General features: G+C 57.7%; 10 protein-coding genes. 5 read left to right on the plus strand and 5 right to left on the minus strand.

The window, feature by feature from the left end; all coding sequences use genetic code 11:
* The first annotated feature begins 40 nt into the window (after nt 1–40).
* The gene (gene clpB / locus IE102_RS05935) at nt 41–2,620 is read left to right on the plus strand and encodes an ATP-dependent chaperone ClpB (RefSeq protein WP_189485491.1); all 2,580 of its coding nucleotides are present in this window, start codon (nt 41–43) and stop codon (nt 2,618–2,620) included.
* Nucleotides 2,621–2,808: 188 nt separating this feature from the next.
* On the opposite strand, the gene IE102_RS18020 is transcribed toward clpB, so the two are convergent.
* From IE102_RS18020 to IE102_RS05950, 3 genes are all read right to left on the minus strand, one after another.
* Nucleotides 2,809–3,855, minus strand: coding sequence for a methyl-accepting chemotaxis protein (locus IE102_RS18020; RefSeq protein ID WP_308429903.1), 1,047 nt, complete (start codon nt 3,853–3,855; stop codon nt 2,809–2,811).
* A gap of 136 nt (nt 3,856–3,991) precedes the next feature.
* Nucleotides 3,992–5,269, minus strand: coding sequence for an NAD(P)/FAD-dependent oxidoreductase (locus tag IE102_RS05945; protein ID WP_189485493.1), 1,278 nt, complete (start codon nt 5,267–5,269; stop codon nt 3,992–3,994).
* Nucleotides 5,270–5,409: 140 nt separating this feature from the next.
* Nucleotides 5,410–6,813 (minus strand): glutamine synthetase family protein, encoded by a 1,404-nt coding sequence (locus IE102_RS05950; protein WP_189485494.1) that lies wholly within the window; start codon nt 6,811–6,813, stop codon nt 5,410–5,412.
* 134 nt (nt 6,814–6,947) lie between these two features.
* Between IE102_RS05950 and IE102_RS05955 the strand changes: the two genes are divergently transcribed.
* Nucleotides 6,948–7,724, plus strand: a complete 777-nt coding sequence (locus IE102_RS05955) for a TrmH family RNA methyltransferase (protein ID WP_189485495.1) — start codon at nt 6,948–6,950, stop codon at nt 7,722–7,724.
* A gap of 53 nt (nt 7,725–7,777) precedes the next feature.
* Here IE102_RS05955 and IE102_RS05960 read toward each other — a convergent pair whose 3' ends face one another.
* Nucleotides 7,778–8,761, minus strand: coding sequence for an NAD-dependent epimerase/dehydratase family protein (locus IE102_RS05960; protein ID WP_189486024.1), 984 nt, complete (start codon nt 8,759–8,761; stop codon nt 7,778–7,780).
* A 251-nt stretch (nt 8,762–9,012) separates the two neighbouring features.
* Here IE102_RS05960 and IE102_RS05965 point away from each other — a divergent pair, with 251 nt between their 5' ends.
* Nucleotides 9,013–10,221 carry a glycoside hydrolase family 27 protein gene (locus tag IE102_RS05965; protein ID WP_189485496.1) on the plus strand — a complete coding sequence of 403 codons (1,209 nt, stop codon included), beginning with the start codon at nt 9,013–9,015 and terminating at the stop codon, nt 10,219–10,221.
* 42 nt (nt 10,222–10,263) lie between these two features.
* Here IE102_RS05965 and IE102_RS05970 read toward each other — a convergent pair whose 3' ends face one another.
* Entirely contained in the window at nt 10,264–10,971 is a 708-nt protein-coding gene (locus IE102_RS05970; protein ID WP_189485497.1) for a FadR/GntR family transcriptional regulator, read from the minus strand.
* A 459-nt stretch (nt 10,972–11,430) separates the two neighbouring features.
* On the opposite strand from IE102_RS05970, the gene IE102_RS05975 reads away from it, so the two are divergent.
* The gene (locus IE102_RS05975) at nt 11,431–13,098 is read left to right on the plus strand and encodes a GH35 family beta-galactosidase (RefSeq protein ID WP_229807584.1); all 1,668 of its coding nucleotides are present in this window, start codon (nt 11,431–11,433) and stop codon (nt 13,096–13,098) included.
* Between the two features lie 20 nt (nt 13,099–13,118).
* Nucleotides 13,119–15,989 carry a glycoside hydrolase family 31 protein gene (locus IE102_RS05980; protein ID WP_189485498.1) on the plus strand — a complete coding sequence of 957 codons (2,871 nt, stop codon included), beginning with the start codon at nt 13,119–13,121 and terminating at the stop codon, nt 15,987–15,989.
* Nucleotides 15,990–16,026 lie beyond the last annotated feature (37 nt).

Consider the following 16,026-nt stretch of genomic DNA (forward strand, 5'->3'; position numbering starts at 1 on the left):
TAGAGGGCCGCCCATAATTTCCGCCTTCTGAGGGGATGCCATGAACATCGAAAAATATACCGAAAAAACCCAGTCTATTATCCGCGCCGCCCAAGGTTTGGCGCAGGCGAACAGCTATCAATATTTCACGCCAACCCACCTGCTTAAGGCCATGCTGGACGACAAAGACAGCCTGTCGAAGCACCTGATTGAGCTGGCGGGCGGCAATGCCACGGCCTTTGTCGGTGCAGTCGATCAGGCGCTGACGAAACTGCCTTCGGTCACCGGCGGTGGTCAGCAGCTTTACATGCACAACGACACGGCTAAGGTCTTTAACGACGCCGAATCCGAAGCGGCCAAGGCGGGCGACAGCTTTGTCACGCCTGACCGTTTGCTGATCGCCATCGCGGGGCTTAATGATAGCGCGCCACTTCTCAAAGCCGCCGGCGTCACCGCCAAACAATTACAGGAGGCGCAAGTGAACTTTCGCAAAGGCAAACCCGCCAATTCCGCCTCCGCCGACGAAGGCTTTGATGCGCTTAATAAATATGCCCGCGACCTGACCCAAGCCGCGCTTGACGGCAAGATTGACCCCGTCATTGGCCGCGACGAAGAAATCCGGCGCACCATTCAGGTTCTGGCGCGCCGCACCAAGAACAACCCTGTCCTGATCGGTGAGCCTGGGGTGGGTAAGACCGCCATTGTCGAAGGGTTGGCCATGCGCATCATCAATGGTGATGTGCCGGAATCGCTTAAGGACAAGAAGTTGTTTTCGCTCGATATGGGTTCGCTGATTGCGGGCGCGAAATACCGCGGTGAGTTCGAAGAACGCCTTAAGGCTGTCCTCAACGAGGTGACGCAAGCCGAAGGTCAGATCGTGTTGTTTATTGACGAAATGCACACCCTGGTGGGCGCCGGGAAATCGGACGGCGCGATGGATGCGTCAAACCTGCTCAAGCCGGCTCTGGCGCGCGGTGAATTGCACTGTGTCGGCGCCACGACCCTTGATGAATACCGTAAGCACGTTGAAAAAGACGCCGCGCTCGCTCGTCGGTTCCAGCCGGTGTTTGTGTCGGAACCGACGGTTGAGGACACGATTTCGATCCTGCGCGGCCTGAAAGAAAAGTACGAAGTCCACCACGGCGTGCGCATTTCCGACAGCGCGATTGTCTCGGCGGCGACCCTGTCCAACCGCTATATTGCCGACCGTTTCCTGCCGGATAAGGCGATTGATTTGATCGACGAAGCGGCATCCAGAGTTAGAATGGCTGTCGATTCCAAGCCCGAAGAACTGGACGAAATCGACCGCCGCGTCGTGCAGCTTAAGATCGAACGCGAGGCGCTGAATAAGGAAACCGACGCCGGATCGAAAACCCGTCTGGAACGCCTCAGCGAAGAACTGTCGGATCTTGAGAAGCAATCGGCTGACCTGACGCAAAAGTGGAAGGCCGAAAAGGATAAGGTCGGGGCCGCCGCCACGGCGCGTGAAGCGCTCGATCGGGCGCGCATCGAACTGGCCAATGTTCAGCGCGCCGGTGATCTGCAAAAGGCGTCGGAGATCCTGTACGGGCAAATCCCCGCGCTGGAAAAGCAGTTGGAACGGGCCGAAGCGACCTCTCAGGAAGCCCCGTTGACGCCGGAAGTCGTGGATTCCTCCCAGATCGCGCAAGTCGTGTCGCGCTGGACCGGCATCCCTGTCGATAAGATGCTGGAGGGCGAGCGCGATAAGCTGCTGCGCATGGAAGATGAATTGCGTAAGCGGGTCGTGGGTCAGGATGAGGCGCTGGAAGCCGTGTCTGATGCCGTGCGCCGGGCGCGGGCGGGCCTGAAAGACCCGAACCGCCCGATCGGTTCGTTCCTGTTTCTGGGGCCAACCGGCGTCGGTAAGACCGAACTGAACAAGGCCCTAGCTGAGTTCCTGTTTGATGATGAGGCGGCCATCACGCGGCTGGATATGTCTGAATATATGGAAAAACATTCCGTATCGCGCATGATCGGCGCCCCTCCGGGCTATGTCGGTTATGACGAAGGCGGGGCCTTGACCGAGGCGGTGCGCCGTCGTCCCTATCAGGTCGTGCTGTTCGATGAGGTCGAAAAAGCCCACCCGGATGTGTTCAATATCCTGCTGCAAGTGCTGGATGACGGCAGGCTAACTGACGGGCAGGGGCGTGTGGTCGATTTCCGCAACACCCTGATCGTCATGACGTCGAACCTGGGGTCACAATATCTGGTCAGCATGAGTGAAGAGACCGATATTGAAACCGTGCGGCCGCTGGTCATGGACGATGTCCGTCGTCACTTCCGACCGGAGTTCCTAAACCGGATCGATGAGACTATCCTGTTCCATCGTCTGGGTCGGGACAACATGTCGGCCATTGTCCGCATTCAGCTCAAAGGCATCGAAAAGCGCCTGTCTGAGCGCGGTATGAGTCTGGTGATTGATGACGCGGCGCTCAGCCACTTGGCCGAACGTGGCTATGATCCGGCTTATGGTGCACGTCCGCTGAAACGGGTCATCCAGAAGGAACTGGTCGATCATATCGCCAAGTCGATCCTCAGCGGCGCACTGGCCGATGGCGATGTCATCAGTGTCGGTTACGACGGCGAGGAACTGGTGATTCAGAAACCGACGGTAAACTAGGGGCAAGCCCCTAGAACCGATTGACCAGAGGTTACCAACATTATCTCCTCCCTATCGCGCTAGCGATGGGGAGGTGGCAGACCGCCTTCGGCGGGATGACGGAGGGGTAACCTTTAGGTCAGTGCCGTTTACCCCCTCTGATATGAGCTATGCTCAAATCAGCTCCCCCTCCAAGAGGGTGAGTTCTTTTACGGCCGCTGCACCAATACCCCGCGCCAGCCGAGGCCAGCATAGGTCTCATAGCCTGGCGTTTTGTGATAGGCGGTGATGGTGCCGTCAGGATCACGGTAATGGCCCGACTCGCGGCCATCGGATTTGATCTGCACCCGCTCGGACAGGATGCCCTTGCCGTCCGACGCGGCGATAATCAGCCCCGACGCATCGACCAGCAGGGCGCGGGTTTTGGCTCGCTCCTCATCCCCCAGACGGATGCCGGTCATGATCGTCTGCGCCTGCGGCTGCCAGTCGAAATGCACCCCTAAAATTCCCAAAAGCTTGCCGTCCGCTTCGCCGCCCGCCCGCACACCGGTGGCATAGGTCGCAATCTGCGCCCCGTTCAGCAGTGGCTCAGTGGTGATATCGGCGACCGCGAAATCATTACCGCTATGGAGGGCGCGGGCGCGCTGGAACCAGTCACGACCGGCGACATTCTGACCTGAAACACCGTACTGCCCCGGCCGGCCTGAGGCGATAATCTGGCCGTTCAGGTCACACAGCCATAGGTCGATATAAACCGTATAGGCATCGAGGATCACCCCCAGCCGCTTTGAGGCATAGGCGCATTTGTCGGCCGCGGGATCGGCGGCGGCGTCCACCATGGCCGCATCGGTCGCCCACCAGCGCACATCGCAGGTGCGCTCATAAAGGTTGCGGTCAATCAGCTCAATGGCATTCAGCGCCAGATCGGTCAGGCGCGCGCCTTGAGATTGCAGGGCCATGTCCTGCGTCAGTCTCTCTAAGGTATCGAACTCACCGCCCAGCTCTTTGGCCAGTGCCGACGACAACCCTTCGACTTCGGTGGAAATGCCGCGCACTTCATCGGCCACGACCGAAAACCCGCGGCCCAGTTCCCCGGCGCGATTGGCTTCGATCAGGGCGTTAAGCGCCAGAATCTTAAGCATGTTGGTGACCGAGCGGATGTCGCGCACCTTACCGTTGGTAACGGCTTTGGCCTTGGCGGTATGGGCGATGATATCGTTGACGCTAACGGGTTTGACGGCTTCGGTTACGGACACGGTTCCCCCTCCGGCTACCAGACGATGTGGTAAGATATGCAACCATGTTCCTGAAATGTTAATTAACCATAAAGGCATCCTTGGCCTAATGCGTTTAGTATACCATTCCTGCTGCGCTTTACTAAATACGTTACCCCTAAAGCTTATCCATAAGTGAATACCAGCTCAGGCCCGCGATGAGGGCGGGGGTACGCAAGGCTCGCCCGCCCGGAAATGGCGGCACCGGCAGGCGGCTCAGCAGGTCGATATCGCGACCATCCCCCGATACGGCATGTGCGAGCAATTTGCCGAAATAGGGGGCCAGCACCACCCCTTGGCCGGAATATCCGGCGGCGCACAGGAAATTGTGAGAAAGCTGAAGCACGAATGGCGCGCGGGTCAGGGTGATGGCCAGCGTCCCGCCCCAGCCGTGGCTGATGTTGACGCCCTCAAGCTGCGGATAAATTTTGAGCATGTTTTTGCGCACAAAGGCGCGGATATCCTTGGGGAACCACGGCGTATAGTTTTCGCCTCCGCCAAACAGCAGGCGGTTATCAGGCGTTTTGCGCCAGTAGTTAACCACAAAGCGCGAGTCGGCGGCGGCGTAATCATTGGGCAATATGGCCGCATCAGTCAGCGGTTCAGTCGTCAGGATGAAGTTGTTGATCGGTAGAACTTTCGCGTCGGCCTCATCGCTCAGGCCGTGCATATAGCCATTACCGCACAGCAGGACATGATCGCAGAGGACGCGGCCCGTTTCGGTCATCACCTCATAGCCTTCGCCCTTGGGCGTGATTGCGGTCACGCGGCTGTGTTCATAAATCTGCGCGCCCAAACTGCGGGCGGCCTCGGCCATGCCGAGCGCGAGTTTGAGCGGGTGCAGGTGTCCGCCGCCCATATCCAGTATGCCGCCGTGATAGACATCGGTGCCCAGCTCGGTCGCGACCTCGGATTTGGTCAGGATACGGGTTTTGTCATAGCCATAGTTTGTGCGCACAAACTCGGCATAGGCGATGTCGTCCGTCGCAAACTTCGGGCGGTGCCAAGCGTGGATCAAACCCTGTTTCAGGTCGCAGTCGATGCTGAACTCAGCGATCAAGCCGTGCAGACTGGCCAGCGCGGCCTGCGACATATCCCAGAAAGCGCGGGCATCATCGGCCCCAAAGAGGCTTTCCAGATGCTGCGGATCGAGGCGCTGCCCCACATGCATCTGCCCGCCATTGCGCCCCGACGCGCCGGAGCCGATGCGCGCCCCTTCCAGCAGCACGCACTCTATGCCGCGTCGTCGTAACTCGATAGCCGCCCCCAGCCCCGTGTAGCCCCCGCCGATGATACAGACATGGGTTCTGACATCGCCGTTCAAGGCTGGTAATGCCGCCGGTATGTCGGCGGTTTGAGTGTACCAGGAGTCTATTGGGTGGCCGGTGTTTTTCATTTTCAACACTTCTCCCTCTCCCTGCTTGCGGGGAGAGGGTTGGGGTGAGGGGCAATTAAGGCGTACAGCCCTATGCCCCCTCCGTCATTTTCGCTACGCTCAATGCCACCTCCCCCGCTGCGCAAGGGAGGAAAAGGGTGTTACACACTCAACAGCAAGAACTCCCGTTCCCACGGGCTGATGGTGCGCATGAAGGTCTCGTACTCGTGCTGTTTGACGCGCGAATAGGCGGTGATGAATTGCTGGCCCAGAATCTCGGCCACAGGCTCAGAGCGCTCCATCTTGATCAGGGCTTGAATGAGACTGTAGGGCATGTCGCCGGACGGCACTTCGCTCATATCCGTGTCGACGGGAGCGGCCGGTTTATTGGCCTCCATCATGCCCAGATAGCCGGTCGCCAGCACGCCGGCGATGGCCAGATACGGATTAGCGTCCGATGACGGAATCCGGTTCTCAAGCCTGCGGTTTTCGGCATCGGACGGCGGCACGCGCAGGCCTGCGGTGCGGTTATCATAGCCCCAATGGGTGTTGACCGGCGCGCCGGACCCGCGCGACAGGCGCCGGTACGAATTGACATAGGGCGCCAGCAGCGAGGTGATCGCCGGCATGTATTTCTGCTGACCGGCAATAAAGTGGAAAAAGGCTTCGGTTGGCTCACCGGTTTTCGGGTCGGAAAACAGGTTGTTGCCGGTTTGCGCATCCAAAACCGACTGGTGGATGTGCATGGCCGAACCGGGCTCCAGCGCCATCGGCTTGGCCATGAAAGTCGCGTAGATATCGTGCTCCAGCGCCGTTTCCTTGATGGTGCGCTTGAACATGAACACCTGATCAGCCAGTTCGAGCGGATCGCCGTGACGCAGGTTGATTTCCATCTGGGCGACGCCGGATTCGTGGATCAGGGTGTCGATCTCCAATCCCTGGCTTTCCGAATATTCGTACATGTCCTCAAACAGGGCATCAAATTCATTGACCGCCGAAATCGAATAGCCCTGACGACCGGTTTCAGGCCGACCCGACCGACCGGTCGGGGGTTTGAGCGCATAGTCGGGATCGATGTTTTTTTCGACCAGATAGAACTCAAGCTCCGGCGCAATCACCGGCTTCCAGCCCTTATCGTGATAGAGTTTGAGCACGCGCCTGAGCACCTGACGCGGGCTTTCCTCAACGGGGCGGCCATCGGGTAAAAAGGCGTCATGGATGATCTGGGCGGTTGGATCGTTGGCCCATGGCACGACGCTTAGGGTGTTGAAATCAGGCCGTAAAAACACGTCGGTATCGGACTGAACCGTGCCGACAATGCCCTCTAAGTCCGGGAAATCGCCGGTGATGGTCTGGTAGAAAATCGACAGCGGCAGGTTCATGGAGCCGACCTGAATGAACTTGCGCACCGGCATGATCTTGCCGCGGGCGACGCCGGCAAGGTCCGGCACCATGCATTCGATTTCTTCGATATTCTGGGAGGCGCACCAATCGGCCGCTTCACGGATGTCTTTGGCGCCGCGCTTATTGTAGCCGGTTTTGGGACGTTTGGATTTGGACTTCATGGGTATGACTTTGAAGAGGGCTTTTAGGACGCAGCTTATGTGTGTATGGCTTGATCATGGAGAGGTCGCGGATATTTTCAACTGAAAATGTCTGTAAGTATCCGGCGGCTACGTAAATGTGATCACAATATCTTATGCCCGTTATACCTCTAAATTCCGCAAATGATAGCCGTCTTGAACCCTATCGCCATGTCAAAGACCGTGACCTGACCGGGCGGCAGGGCCTGTTTATGGCCGAGGGCAAGGTGGTGCTGGAGCGGCTGTTTGCCTCGCCTTTGTGTGAGACGGTGAGCGTCCTTACCACACCCGCGCGGCTTGAAGGCTTAAGCGTGCCCGACGATGCGCCAGTCTATATCGTCGATCAGGCGGTAATGGATGCGGTGGCGGGCTTTCCGATCCATCGCGGTTATCTGGCCTTGGGGCGATACGCGCCGCCGCAAAGCCTTGAGGACATTTTGGCGCAAACAGGCCGGTTGCGGGTTATGGCCTTAAGCGCCATCGCCAATACTGACAATATGGGCGGGCTGATGCGCAATGCGGCGGCCTTTGGGGTTGATGCGGTGGTTCTGGATAGTGCCTGCTGCGATCCATTTTACCGGAAGGCTATCCGCGTCAGTGTCGGCGGGGCTCTGGTAGTGCCGCACTATCGGTTGGGCGCGGGGCAGAGTTTGCTAGAGGTACTTAACACCCACGGCCTGACCGCCTATGCCCTAAGCCCGGCGGGTGATCAGGTGCTGGATCAGATCGTGCCCGCAGAACGCTCGGCATTTTTACTGGGGGCCGAAGGGCCGGGCCTGAGGCGTGAGATACTTGATACCGCCATTAGTGTGCAGATACCCATGCATGGTGGCTTTGACAGCCTGAACGTCGCCACCACCAGCGGGATCGTGCTTTATCACCTGTGCCGGTGATTTTTTTACGCGCATTTGTATCTGAAAACCGCTGCACACTTTTCAGAATGCGCTTAGTTCAAGCCCTTATAACCCTTGAACCAGGTCGCGAACCGTTCCAGTCCGTCTTTGAGCGGGGTGGAGGGCGCATAACCGGTGACGGCCTTGAGCTTAGATACATCGGCATAGGTGGTGGTGACATCACCGGGCTGCATCGGGCGCATGATCTTGTTGGCCTCACGGCCAAGTGCGGTTTCCAGCGTGGAAATCATCTCCATCAGGCCGACCGGCTGGTGGGCGCCGATATTGTAGATTTCGTTTTTGCCACCGGCAGGTGGGTGGTCGAGTACACCGATAATGCCTTCGACGATATCATCAATATAGGTGAAGTCGCGGTGCATGTGGCCTTCGCCGTAAACCTCGATAGCCTCGCCCTTCATGATCTTTTCGGAGAAGCTGAAATAGGCCATGTCGGGGCGGCCCCACGGGCCATAGACCGTAAAGAACCGAAGGCCCGACTGTGGAATACCGTACAGGTGGCTGTAGGTGGTGCTCATCAGTTCGCCCGACCGCTTGGTGGCGGCATAGAGCGAGACGGGCTCATTTACGCGGTCGTCTTCGCTGAATCCATCACCGGCCAGAGGACGGTCGCCGTACACAGATGACGATGAGGCATAGACCAGATGCTCAAAGCCTTCGACCGCGCGGCAAGCCTCAAGGATGCTTAAGTGCCCCTGAAGGTTCGAGCGCTGATAGGCAAACGGGTTTTCGATCGAATAGCGCACCCCGGCTTGAGCGGCGAGGTGAATGATGCGGGTAATACCGGCCTCAAGCACCAGATCTTTGACGGCCTCCGCCTCAGCCACATCCATCTTCACAAAGCGAAAGGCCGGGTGATCATTAATCTGATTCAGGCGGGCGTGTTTAAGTTCCGGATCGTAATAGTCATTGACGATATCAATGCCGACCACGGTTTCGCCGCGCGCCAACAGGGCACTCGCTACGTGAAAGCCGATAAAGCCCGCTACGCCCGTTACCAGTATCGCCGTCTTAGCCAATGTCACCGAACCCTTTTCGCCTGTCCCTGCGGCGTGTTTAAACGCCAATGACCCTTACGTCACGCACAATATGCCGGACGGGCTTAGAAAAGGTTTATGACTTGCCATCACCGCATTGATCATATTTATTAGGTCCATAAACAGCCGCCGCCGGTCAACGGACGGCGATTTCGGGCGGATTTCCGGCATAACTGAATAACCGAGGGATCATCTAAACCGGCGCTGAAAGTGTGCGCCGCGTGGGAGGATTTATGTCTTTTCTGACTACAGCCCTTAAGGCTCTGGCCTTTTTGGGGGCATTATCGTGCGCGTCAACAGCATTGGCCCATGAAACCCTAAAGCTTGAGGCCCCCAAGCCCGATCTGGCGGCGACCCCGCCGATGGGCTGGAATTCGTGGAACAAGTATAAGTGCGATATCAACGAGGCGATGGTGCGCCGTCAGGCTGACGCCATGGCGTCGTCCGGCATGAAGGACGCGGGGTACAAGTATATTGTCATCGACGATTGCTGGCAAAAAAGCCGCGATGCCGACGGTAATATTCTGGCCGATCCTGAGCGCTTTCCGTCGGGCATCAAGGCTCTGGCTGATTATGTCCACTCCAAGGGGTTAAAGTTCGGGCTTTATTCCGATGCGGGGGTGCTGACCTGCGGCGGACGTCCGGGCAGCCGGGGCTATGAGTTTCAGGATGCCCGCCAATATGCCGAATGGGGCGTTGATTATCTGAAATACGACTGGTGCTACACCGGCTCCATGGATGCTGAAGCCGCCTATACGATCATGGCCAAGGCGCTGCGGGCTTCGGGGCGGGATATACTGCTGTCGATCTGCGAGTGGGGCGATAATGAGCCGTCGAAATGGGCAGCGGTGCCCGGCCATATGTGGCGCACGACCGGGGATATCTTTGACGCCTGGGAAGGCAAGTCGGGCTATTCCATCGGGATGACCAATATTCTGGATAAACAGGTCAATCTGTGGAGCCATTCCGGGCCGAACCAATGGAACGATCCGGACATGCTCGAAGTCGGCAATGGTGGCATGACCAAGACGGAATACGAGGCGCACTTTTCGCTGTGGGCCATGCTGGCGGCTCCGCTGATCTCAGGCAACGACCTGTCGACCATGAGTGAGGAAACGCTCAAAATCCTGACCAATAAGGATGTCATCGCGGTCGATCAGGACCCGCTCGGCCAGCAGGCACGGCGCATCTGGAAAGAGGGCGATCTCGAAATCTGGGCCCGGCCATTAAAGGGCGGCGATCGCGCGGTGGTGCTGTTCAACCGTGGGGCTGAGGCCAAAACCATGAGCGTAAGCTGGGATCAGATCGATCTGCCCGCCGGTTTGCGCGCCGATGTCAAAGACCTGTGGTCCAAGACGGTGACCAAAGGCGTCAAAGGCACATTCGGCGGCACGGTGGCTTCACACGGCGTCATCATGGTGCGGATAACACCGAAGGTTTAACGACCGGCTGAAGGCCGTTGCTTCCTTTTGGGCGGCAACGGCCTAATGCGCCGTTTCGGGCTGGAATGAGGCCAGAAGCTCCAGCGATTCCAGAAGAATTGCCCGCATGGCTTTTTCAGCCCCCACAGCGTCGCCGTTTTCAATCGCTAACAGAACCGCTTCGTGGGCGGGGATGGAGGCGGTATGGCCCGCAATCTTGTTCGTCAGACCGATAGAAATGCGCAGGGCCGTATTGATCAGGGCCCTCAGTTGCAGAAAGAACGGATTGCCTGATGCCTTGAGGATGGCGACATGGAAATCAATGTCGGCGGCAAGGGCCGCATCATGGTCGTGGAGTTCGTTACGCATGCCGTTCAGGCCGTCCCTGATGGCGCGGATTTCAGCCTTATTGGCGCGCTGGGCGGCAAGGGCTGCGGCCACGGGCTCGATCGCCAGGCGCACCTCAGTGAATTCGCGATAGATCTTGTTGGAATATTGCCGCTCCATCAGCCAGCGGGTGACATCCGGGTCGAGCAAATTCCAGTGGGCGATCGGCTCTACCTTGGTGCCCTGACGCGGACGCGCGCTCAAAAGGCCCTTGGCGGTCAGCATTTTCACGGCTTCGCGCGCGACGGTCCGGCTGGCGCCAAAGCGTATGCATAACTCCGCTTCGGTCGGAAAGCCGTTCTTGTCGAAATCGCCGATCACGATCGATTGCCCCAGGGTCTCAAGCAAACCGTATGTGAGGCTGGCGCCACGTTGGGTACGCATGTTTCTCTACCTTGCCTTTTTATGCTCGCTTATCGCGAGTCATTATATATGAAATTGTGGACGGCTACCTTTAATCGGCAAAAAACGATGATTTTGTCCAGTCTAAATGACTGCAAATACACAATTTTTCCCAAATTGTGGGGTTTTCAGGAAACAGTTTAGGCTTCCCCCGCCGCTCAATTTTGTCAACATCCCCTATTGGACACGCTTTTCAATGATAGCGCTATCAATTTTGGCTTGCTGTTTCAATTTTTGATGATACATAAATTTGTAAGATAAAATAGCTCGTCGCGTGCCAAATAAATAATACCGCGGCAAGGGCAAACATCGGGAAGAGATGGTTAAGGGACATCCCACTTGCGGCCGAGAGCGCAACGCATGACGTTGGCGCATGCTTGGCGTATACTCCCGGCAAACAAATGATGACTTCAGAGGGAGCCGGGCAACCGGAAATTCAGTATGATATCCGCACACGCAAAGCTGACGCGTCGTTTTCTGATGGGCGCCTGTGCCAGCCTGATAGTGGTGTCGTCGGCCATGCCAGCACTGGCGCAAGCCGTAAAAGATCTGCCGCGCATTGAGAAAAAGAACGGCAAGGCGGCGTTGTTTGTCGATGGCGCACCCTATCTGATCCTGGGGGCGCAGGCCAATAATTCGTCAAACTATCCGTCGCAACTACCCAAGGTCTGGCCCGCGTTAAAGGACATCCACGCCAATACGCTGGAGATTCCGGTGGCGTGGGAGCAGATCGAGCCCATGGAAGGTCAGTTCGATTTTTCCTATGTCGATGAACTGGTTAAGCAAGCCCGCGCGAACAATGTCCGGCTGGTGCTGCTGTGGTTCGGAACGTGGAAAAATACCTCGCCCAACTATACGCCGGACTGGGTGAAGCTGGACAATAAACGCTTCCCGCGCATCACCAAAAAAGATGGCACGGTGTCTTACTGTCTGTCGCCGATGGAGCGCACGACGCTGGAGGCTGACAAAAAGGCCTTCGTTGCCCTGATGACGCACCTGAAAAAGATCGACGGCGATCAGCACACGGTCATCATGATCCAGCCGCAGAACGAGAGCGGCACCTATGGTTCGGTGCGCGACTATTCGCCCAAGGCCGAAAAGGTGTTCGCCGGTCAGGTTCCGGCGGCGCTTCTGAAAAAGAAGGGCATCGCAAAGGGCGGGACTTGGTCGCAAGTCTTTGGTAAACACGCCGATGAATATTTCCACGCCTGGCATATCGCCAGCTACATCAATGAGATCGCGGCGGCCGGACGCAAGGTCTATGACCTGCCGATGTTTGTGAACGCGGCCTTACGTGAGCCGCTGGTTGAGGTTGGGCCGGAGACCTACTCCTCTGGCGGGCCGACCCATAATGTCATCGACATCTATCAGGCGGCGGCCCCGGCCATAGATATCATCGCCCCCGATATCTATAAGCGCGACTCGGCCAATTATGAGGCGGCCCTTAGCCACTACACCAAGCACAACAATCCGCTGTTCGTGCCGGAAACCGGTTCGGATACCGAATTTGCCCGCTATATTTTCAGTGTCTTCGGGCGTGGCGGGATTGGCTTTGCGCCGTTTGGCATCGACTATACCGGCTACACCAACTATCCGCTGGGTGGGCGTCACATCAACCCGGAGGGCCTAAAGCCGTTCCGTGAGAAGTACGCTCTGTTTGCCCCCATGATGCGCGAGTGGGCCAAGATCGCCTATGAGAAACCCGTCTGGGGCGTGGCCGAGGCCGATGACCGTAAGCCGCAGTCGATTGACCTTGGCGGCAAATGGAAGGTCGATGTCATGTACGGCGAATGGCAGTTCGGCCTGACCGAATGGACTTGGCTTGGCAAATTCGACCCCGTACCGGGCCGTGAAAAGCCCAACGGCGGCATCGTCATCGCGCAGCTATCCGAAGATGAGTTTCTGGTCACCGGCGTCCATGCCCGCCTCAATTTTGGCGTGGGCGACAAGCAAAAAGGTAAGAACCTGATCTTCCGCGCCGTAGAGCAGGGCCACTTTGAAAACGGCAAGTGGGTGGTAGATTTCGTCTGGAACGGCGATCAGACCGACTACGGCCTAAACCTGACCGGGGAACCGGCTGTCCTTAAAATCAAACTCGCTACCTACTAAACGATACAGGGAAGACGATTATGAAACCATTTATGTTTGCCCCCGCTTTTGCAGCCCTGCTGATGGCCAGCACGGCGCTTGCGGGCTCATTTGAAAAAACCGCCACCGGTATTGTGGTCAAGCCTGACAGCGGCCCGGCCAAAGAAGTGCGTCTTGAGGTCATCAATGACTCGGTCATCCATGTGCTGGCGGTCGATGATCCGGCCCGCCCGCAAATCGAATCCCTGATGGCGATGGCCAAACCTGCGGGTGCCTTCACGGTCACCGGTGCTGCCGATACGGTCACGCTTGATGCCGGTAAGGCCAAGGCGGTGGTGTCCCTGAAAAGCGGGCTGATCACCTTTCAGGACGCCAGCGGCAAGACCCTGCTCGCGCAAGCCAAGGCCGACATCACACCGGTGCTGGTCGAGGGTAAACCCTATGTCGCCACCCACGCCCAGTTCAATAAGGGCACCTCTGAGGCATTTTATGGTCTGGGCCAGCACCAGAACGCCCAGATGAACCTGAACGGTGAAAACGTCGAGTTGCGCCAGCACAATATGGACATCGGTATTCCGTTTGTCGTCTCCGACATGAACTACGGCATCCTGTGGGACAATAACTCGGTCACGCGTTTCGGTAACCCGGTCCGTTTTGGTCTGGCCAGCCGTGATCTGAAGCTGACCACACCCGATGGCAAGGCCGGTTTGACCGCCAAATACTATGTCGACGGTAAGCTGATCCTGACCCGCACTGAGCCCGATGTCCGCTACCAGTTCCTGAGCGATGTCGACAAATATTGGCCGAAAGATGCCGCCCTGACCAAGGAAGCCACCACCGGCAAAAAGGTCAAGGTCGTCTGGGAAGGCACCATGACCTCCGACCAACCGGGCGTGCATAAGATGCGCCTGTTCGCGTCCGACTATGCGACCCTTAAAGTGGGGGATAAGACCCTTTTTGATCATGATATCTGGCGCATGGGCTGGAATGCCTGGTACAACAATTTCGAGCAAAGCTTTGAAGCCGGTAAGCCGGTTCCGCTTAGCCTCGAATGGGAGCCGTCGGGCGGCCTGATTTCCCTGCATCACTCCAACCCGGAACCCGATGCCGATAAGCACTCCCTGCGCTTTACCTCTGAGGCGGGCACGGGCCTGAACTACTATTTCATCGCGGGCAAAGATATCGAAGGCGTGATCGGCGGCTACCACCACGTCACCGGCACCCCGCCGATGATGCCGAAATGGGCTTACGGTTTCTGGCAGTCGCGTCAGCGTTATGAAACCCAGGATCAGTTGCTGGGTGTGCTCAAAACCTACCGCGACAACAAATGGCCGATCGACAATATTGTGCAGGACTGGTTCTACTGGCCGGAAGACCAGTGGGGCAGCCATAAGTTCGATCCGACCCGCTTCCCTGATCCCAAGGGCTTAGTCGATAAGGTACACGCTCAAAACGCCCGCATCATGATCTCGATCTGGGGCAAGTATTATCCGAACACGGATAACTATAAGGAATTTGACGCTAAGGGTTATATGTGGACCAAGAACGTCGAACTGGGCTTCAAGGACTGGGTCGGCCCCGGCTACCTCAACAGCCACTATTCACCCTACAACAAAGAAGCCCGCGACATCTATTACCGCCAGATGAAAGAAGGTCTGGTGAAATACGGCTTCGATGCGTGGTGGATGGACAATACAGAGCCTGACGTGCGCTCAAACACGTCGCCTGAGGAATTTGCCGAACTGATCACCCCGACCCAGATGGGGCCGGGCGCGCTGGTGCACAACGCCTATGCGACCATGAACACGCAGGCCATGTACGACGGCCTTAAGGTCGATCAGCCCGATACCCGCCAGTTCATCCTGACCCGCTCAGGCTTTGCCGGTGTTCAGCGCAACGCCGCGGCCCTGTGGTCCGGCGATGTCGTCGGCACCTGGGATAACCTGTACGATCAGATCTCAGCCGGTGTGCAGACGGGCTTCTCCGGTGTGCCCAACTGGACCCACGACATTGGCGGTTATGCGCAGGAAACACGCTTTCAGGGTAATGATGTCGGTGGCTTGCAGGAAAACCGTGCGGCTGGTGGTACCGGCACGGCTGAGGACCTGAAAGAATGGCGTGAGCTGAACCAGCGCTGGTGGCAGTTCGGCACCTTCTCGCCGCTGATGCGCTCGCACGGCGAAGGGGTGAAGCGCGAAATCCACGAAATCTCGCCCGAAGGCTCGCCCATGCGCGTCAACATGGTGTGGTTCCTGGAACTGCGCTACCGCTTGATGCCGTACATCTATTCGGCGGCGGCTGACAGCCACTATGCTTCGGCCCCGATCATGCGCGGCTTTGCCCTTGATTTCCCGACGGACGCCAAGGCTAAGAACGTCAACGACCAATACATGTTCGGTAAGTCGATCCTGGTCGCCCCGGTGACTAAGTATCAGGCCACGTCGCGCAGCGTCTACCTGCCGATGGGCGCTGACTGGTATAATGCCTATACCGGCGCGAAAACCACAGGCGGTCAGACGATCACGGTTGATGCGCCGCTCGATCAGATCCCGCTGTTTGTCAAATCCGGTGCGATCGTGCCTATGGGCCCGGTCATGCAGTATGTTGATGAAACACCGGACGCGCCGCTGACCCTCAATGTCTATACCGGCGCTGATGGCAGCTACAGCCTCTATGAAGATGATGGTGTGTCTAACGCCTACATCGAGGGCCAGTTCAGCCGTATCCCGTTCGCCTATAACGACAAGACCGGTGAACTGAAGATCGGTGCCCGTTCGGGCAGCTATAAGGGCATGGTCGCCAGCCGCACGTTCAAGGTCCGCTTTATCAAGGACGGCGGCAAAACCACCGACTTTGACGCAGCCGACCGGACCGTGACCTATACGGGTAAGGCTGTGACCGTGAAACGATAAGATTGCGGTCTTTGGCCATCTAATACGCAGTCTGCGC

This window comes from Asticcacaulis endophyticus, assembly GCF_014652575.1.
GTDB lineage: Bacteria > Pseudomonadota > Alphaproteobacteria > Caulobacterales > Caulobacteraceae > Asticcacaulis > Asticcacaulis endophyticus.

Excerpts from the sequence above, each read along its gene's own strand:
- clpB (WP_189485491.1), top strand. The coding sequence starts at position 41 with ATGAACATCGAAAAATATACCGAAAAAACCCAGTCTATTATCCGCGCC.
- IE102_RS05945 (WP_189485493.1), bottom strand. The coding sequence starts at position 5,269 with ATGAAAAACACCGGCCACCCAATAGACTCCTGGTACACTCAAACCGCC.
- IE102_RS05950 (WP_189485494.1), bottom strand. The coding sequence starts at position 6,813 with ATGAAGTCCAAATCCAAACGTCCCAAAACCGGCTACAATAAGCGCGGC.
- IE102_RS05955 (WP_189485495.1), top strand. The coding sequence starts at position 6,948 with ATGCCCGTTATACCTCTAAATTCCGCAAATGATAGCCGTCTTGAACCC.
- IE102_RS05965 (WP_189485496.1), top strand. The coding sequence starts at position 9,013 with ATGTCTTTTCTGACTACAGCCCTTAAGGCTCTGGCCTTTTTGGGGGCA.
- IE102_RS05970 (WP_189485497.1), bottom strand. The coding sequence starts at position 10,971 with ATGCGTACCCAACGTGGCGCCAGCCTCACATACGGTTTGCTTGAGACC.
- IE102_RS05975 (WP_229807584.1), top strand. The coding sequence starts at position 11,431 with ATGATATCCGCACACGCAAAGCTGACGCGTCGTTTTCTGATGGGCGCC.
- IE102_RS05980 (WP_189485498.1), top strand. The coding sequence starts at position 13,119 with ATGAAACCATTTATGTTTGCCCCCGCTTTTGCAGCCCTGCTGATGGCC.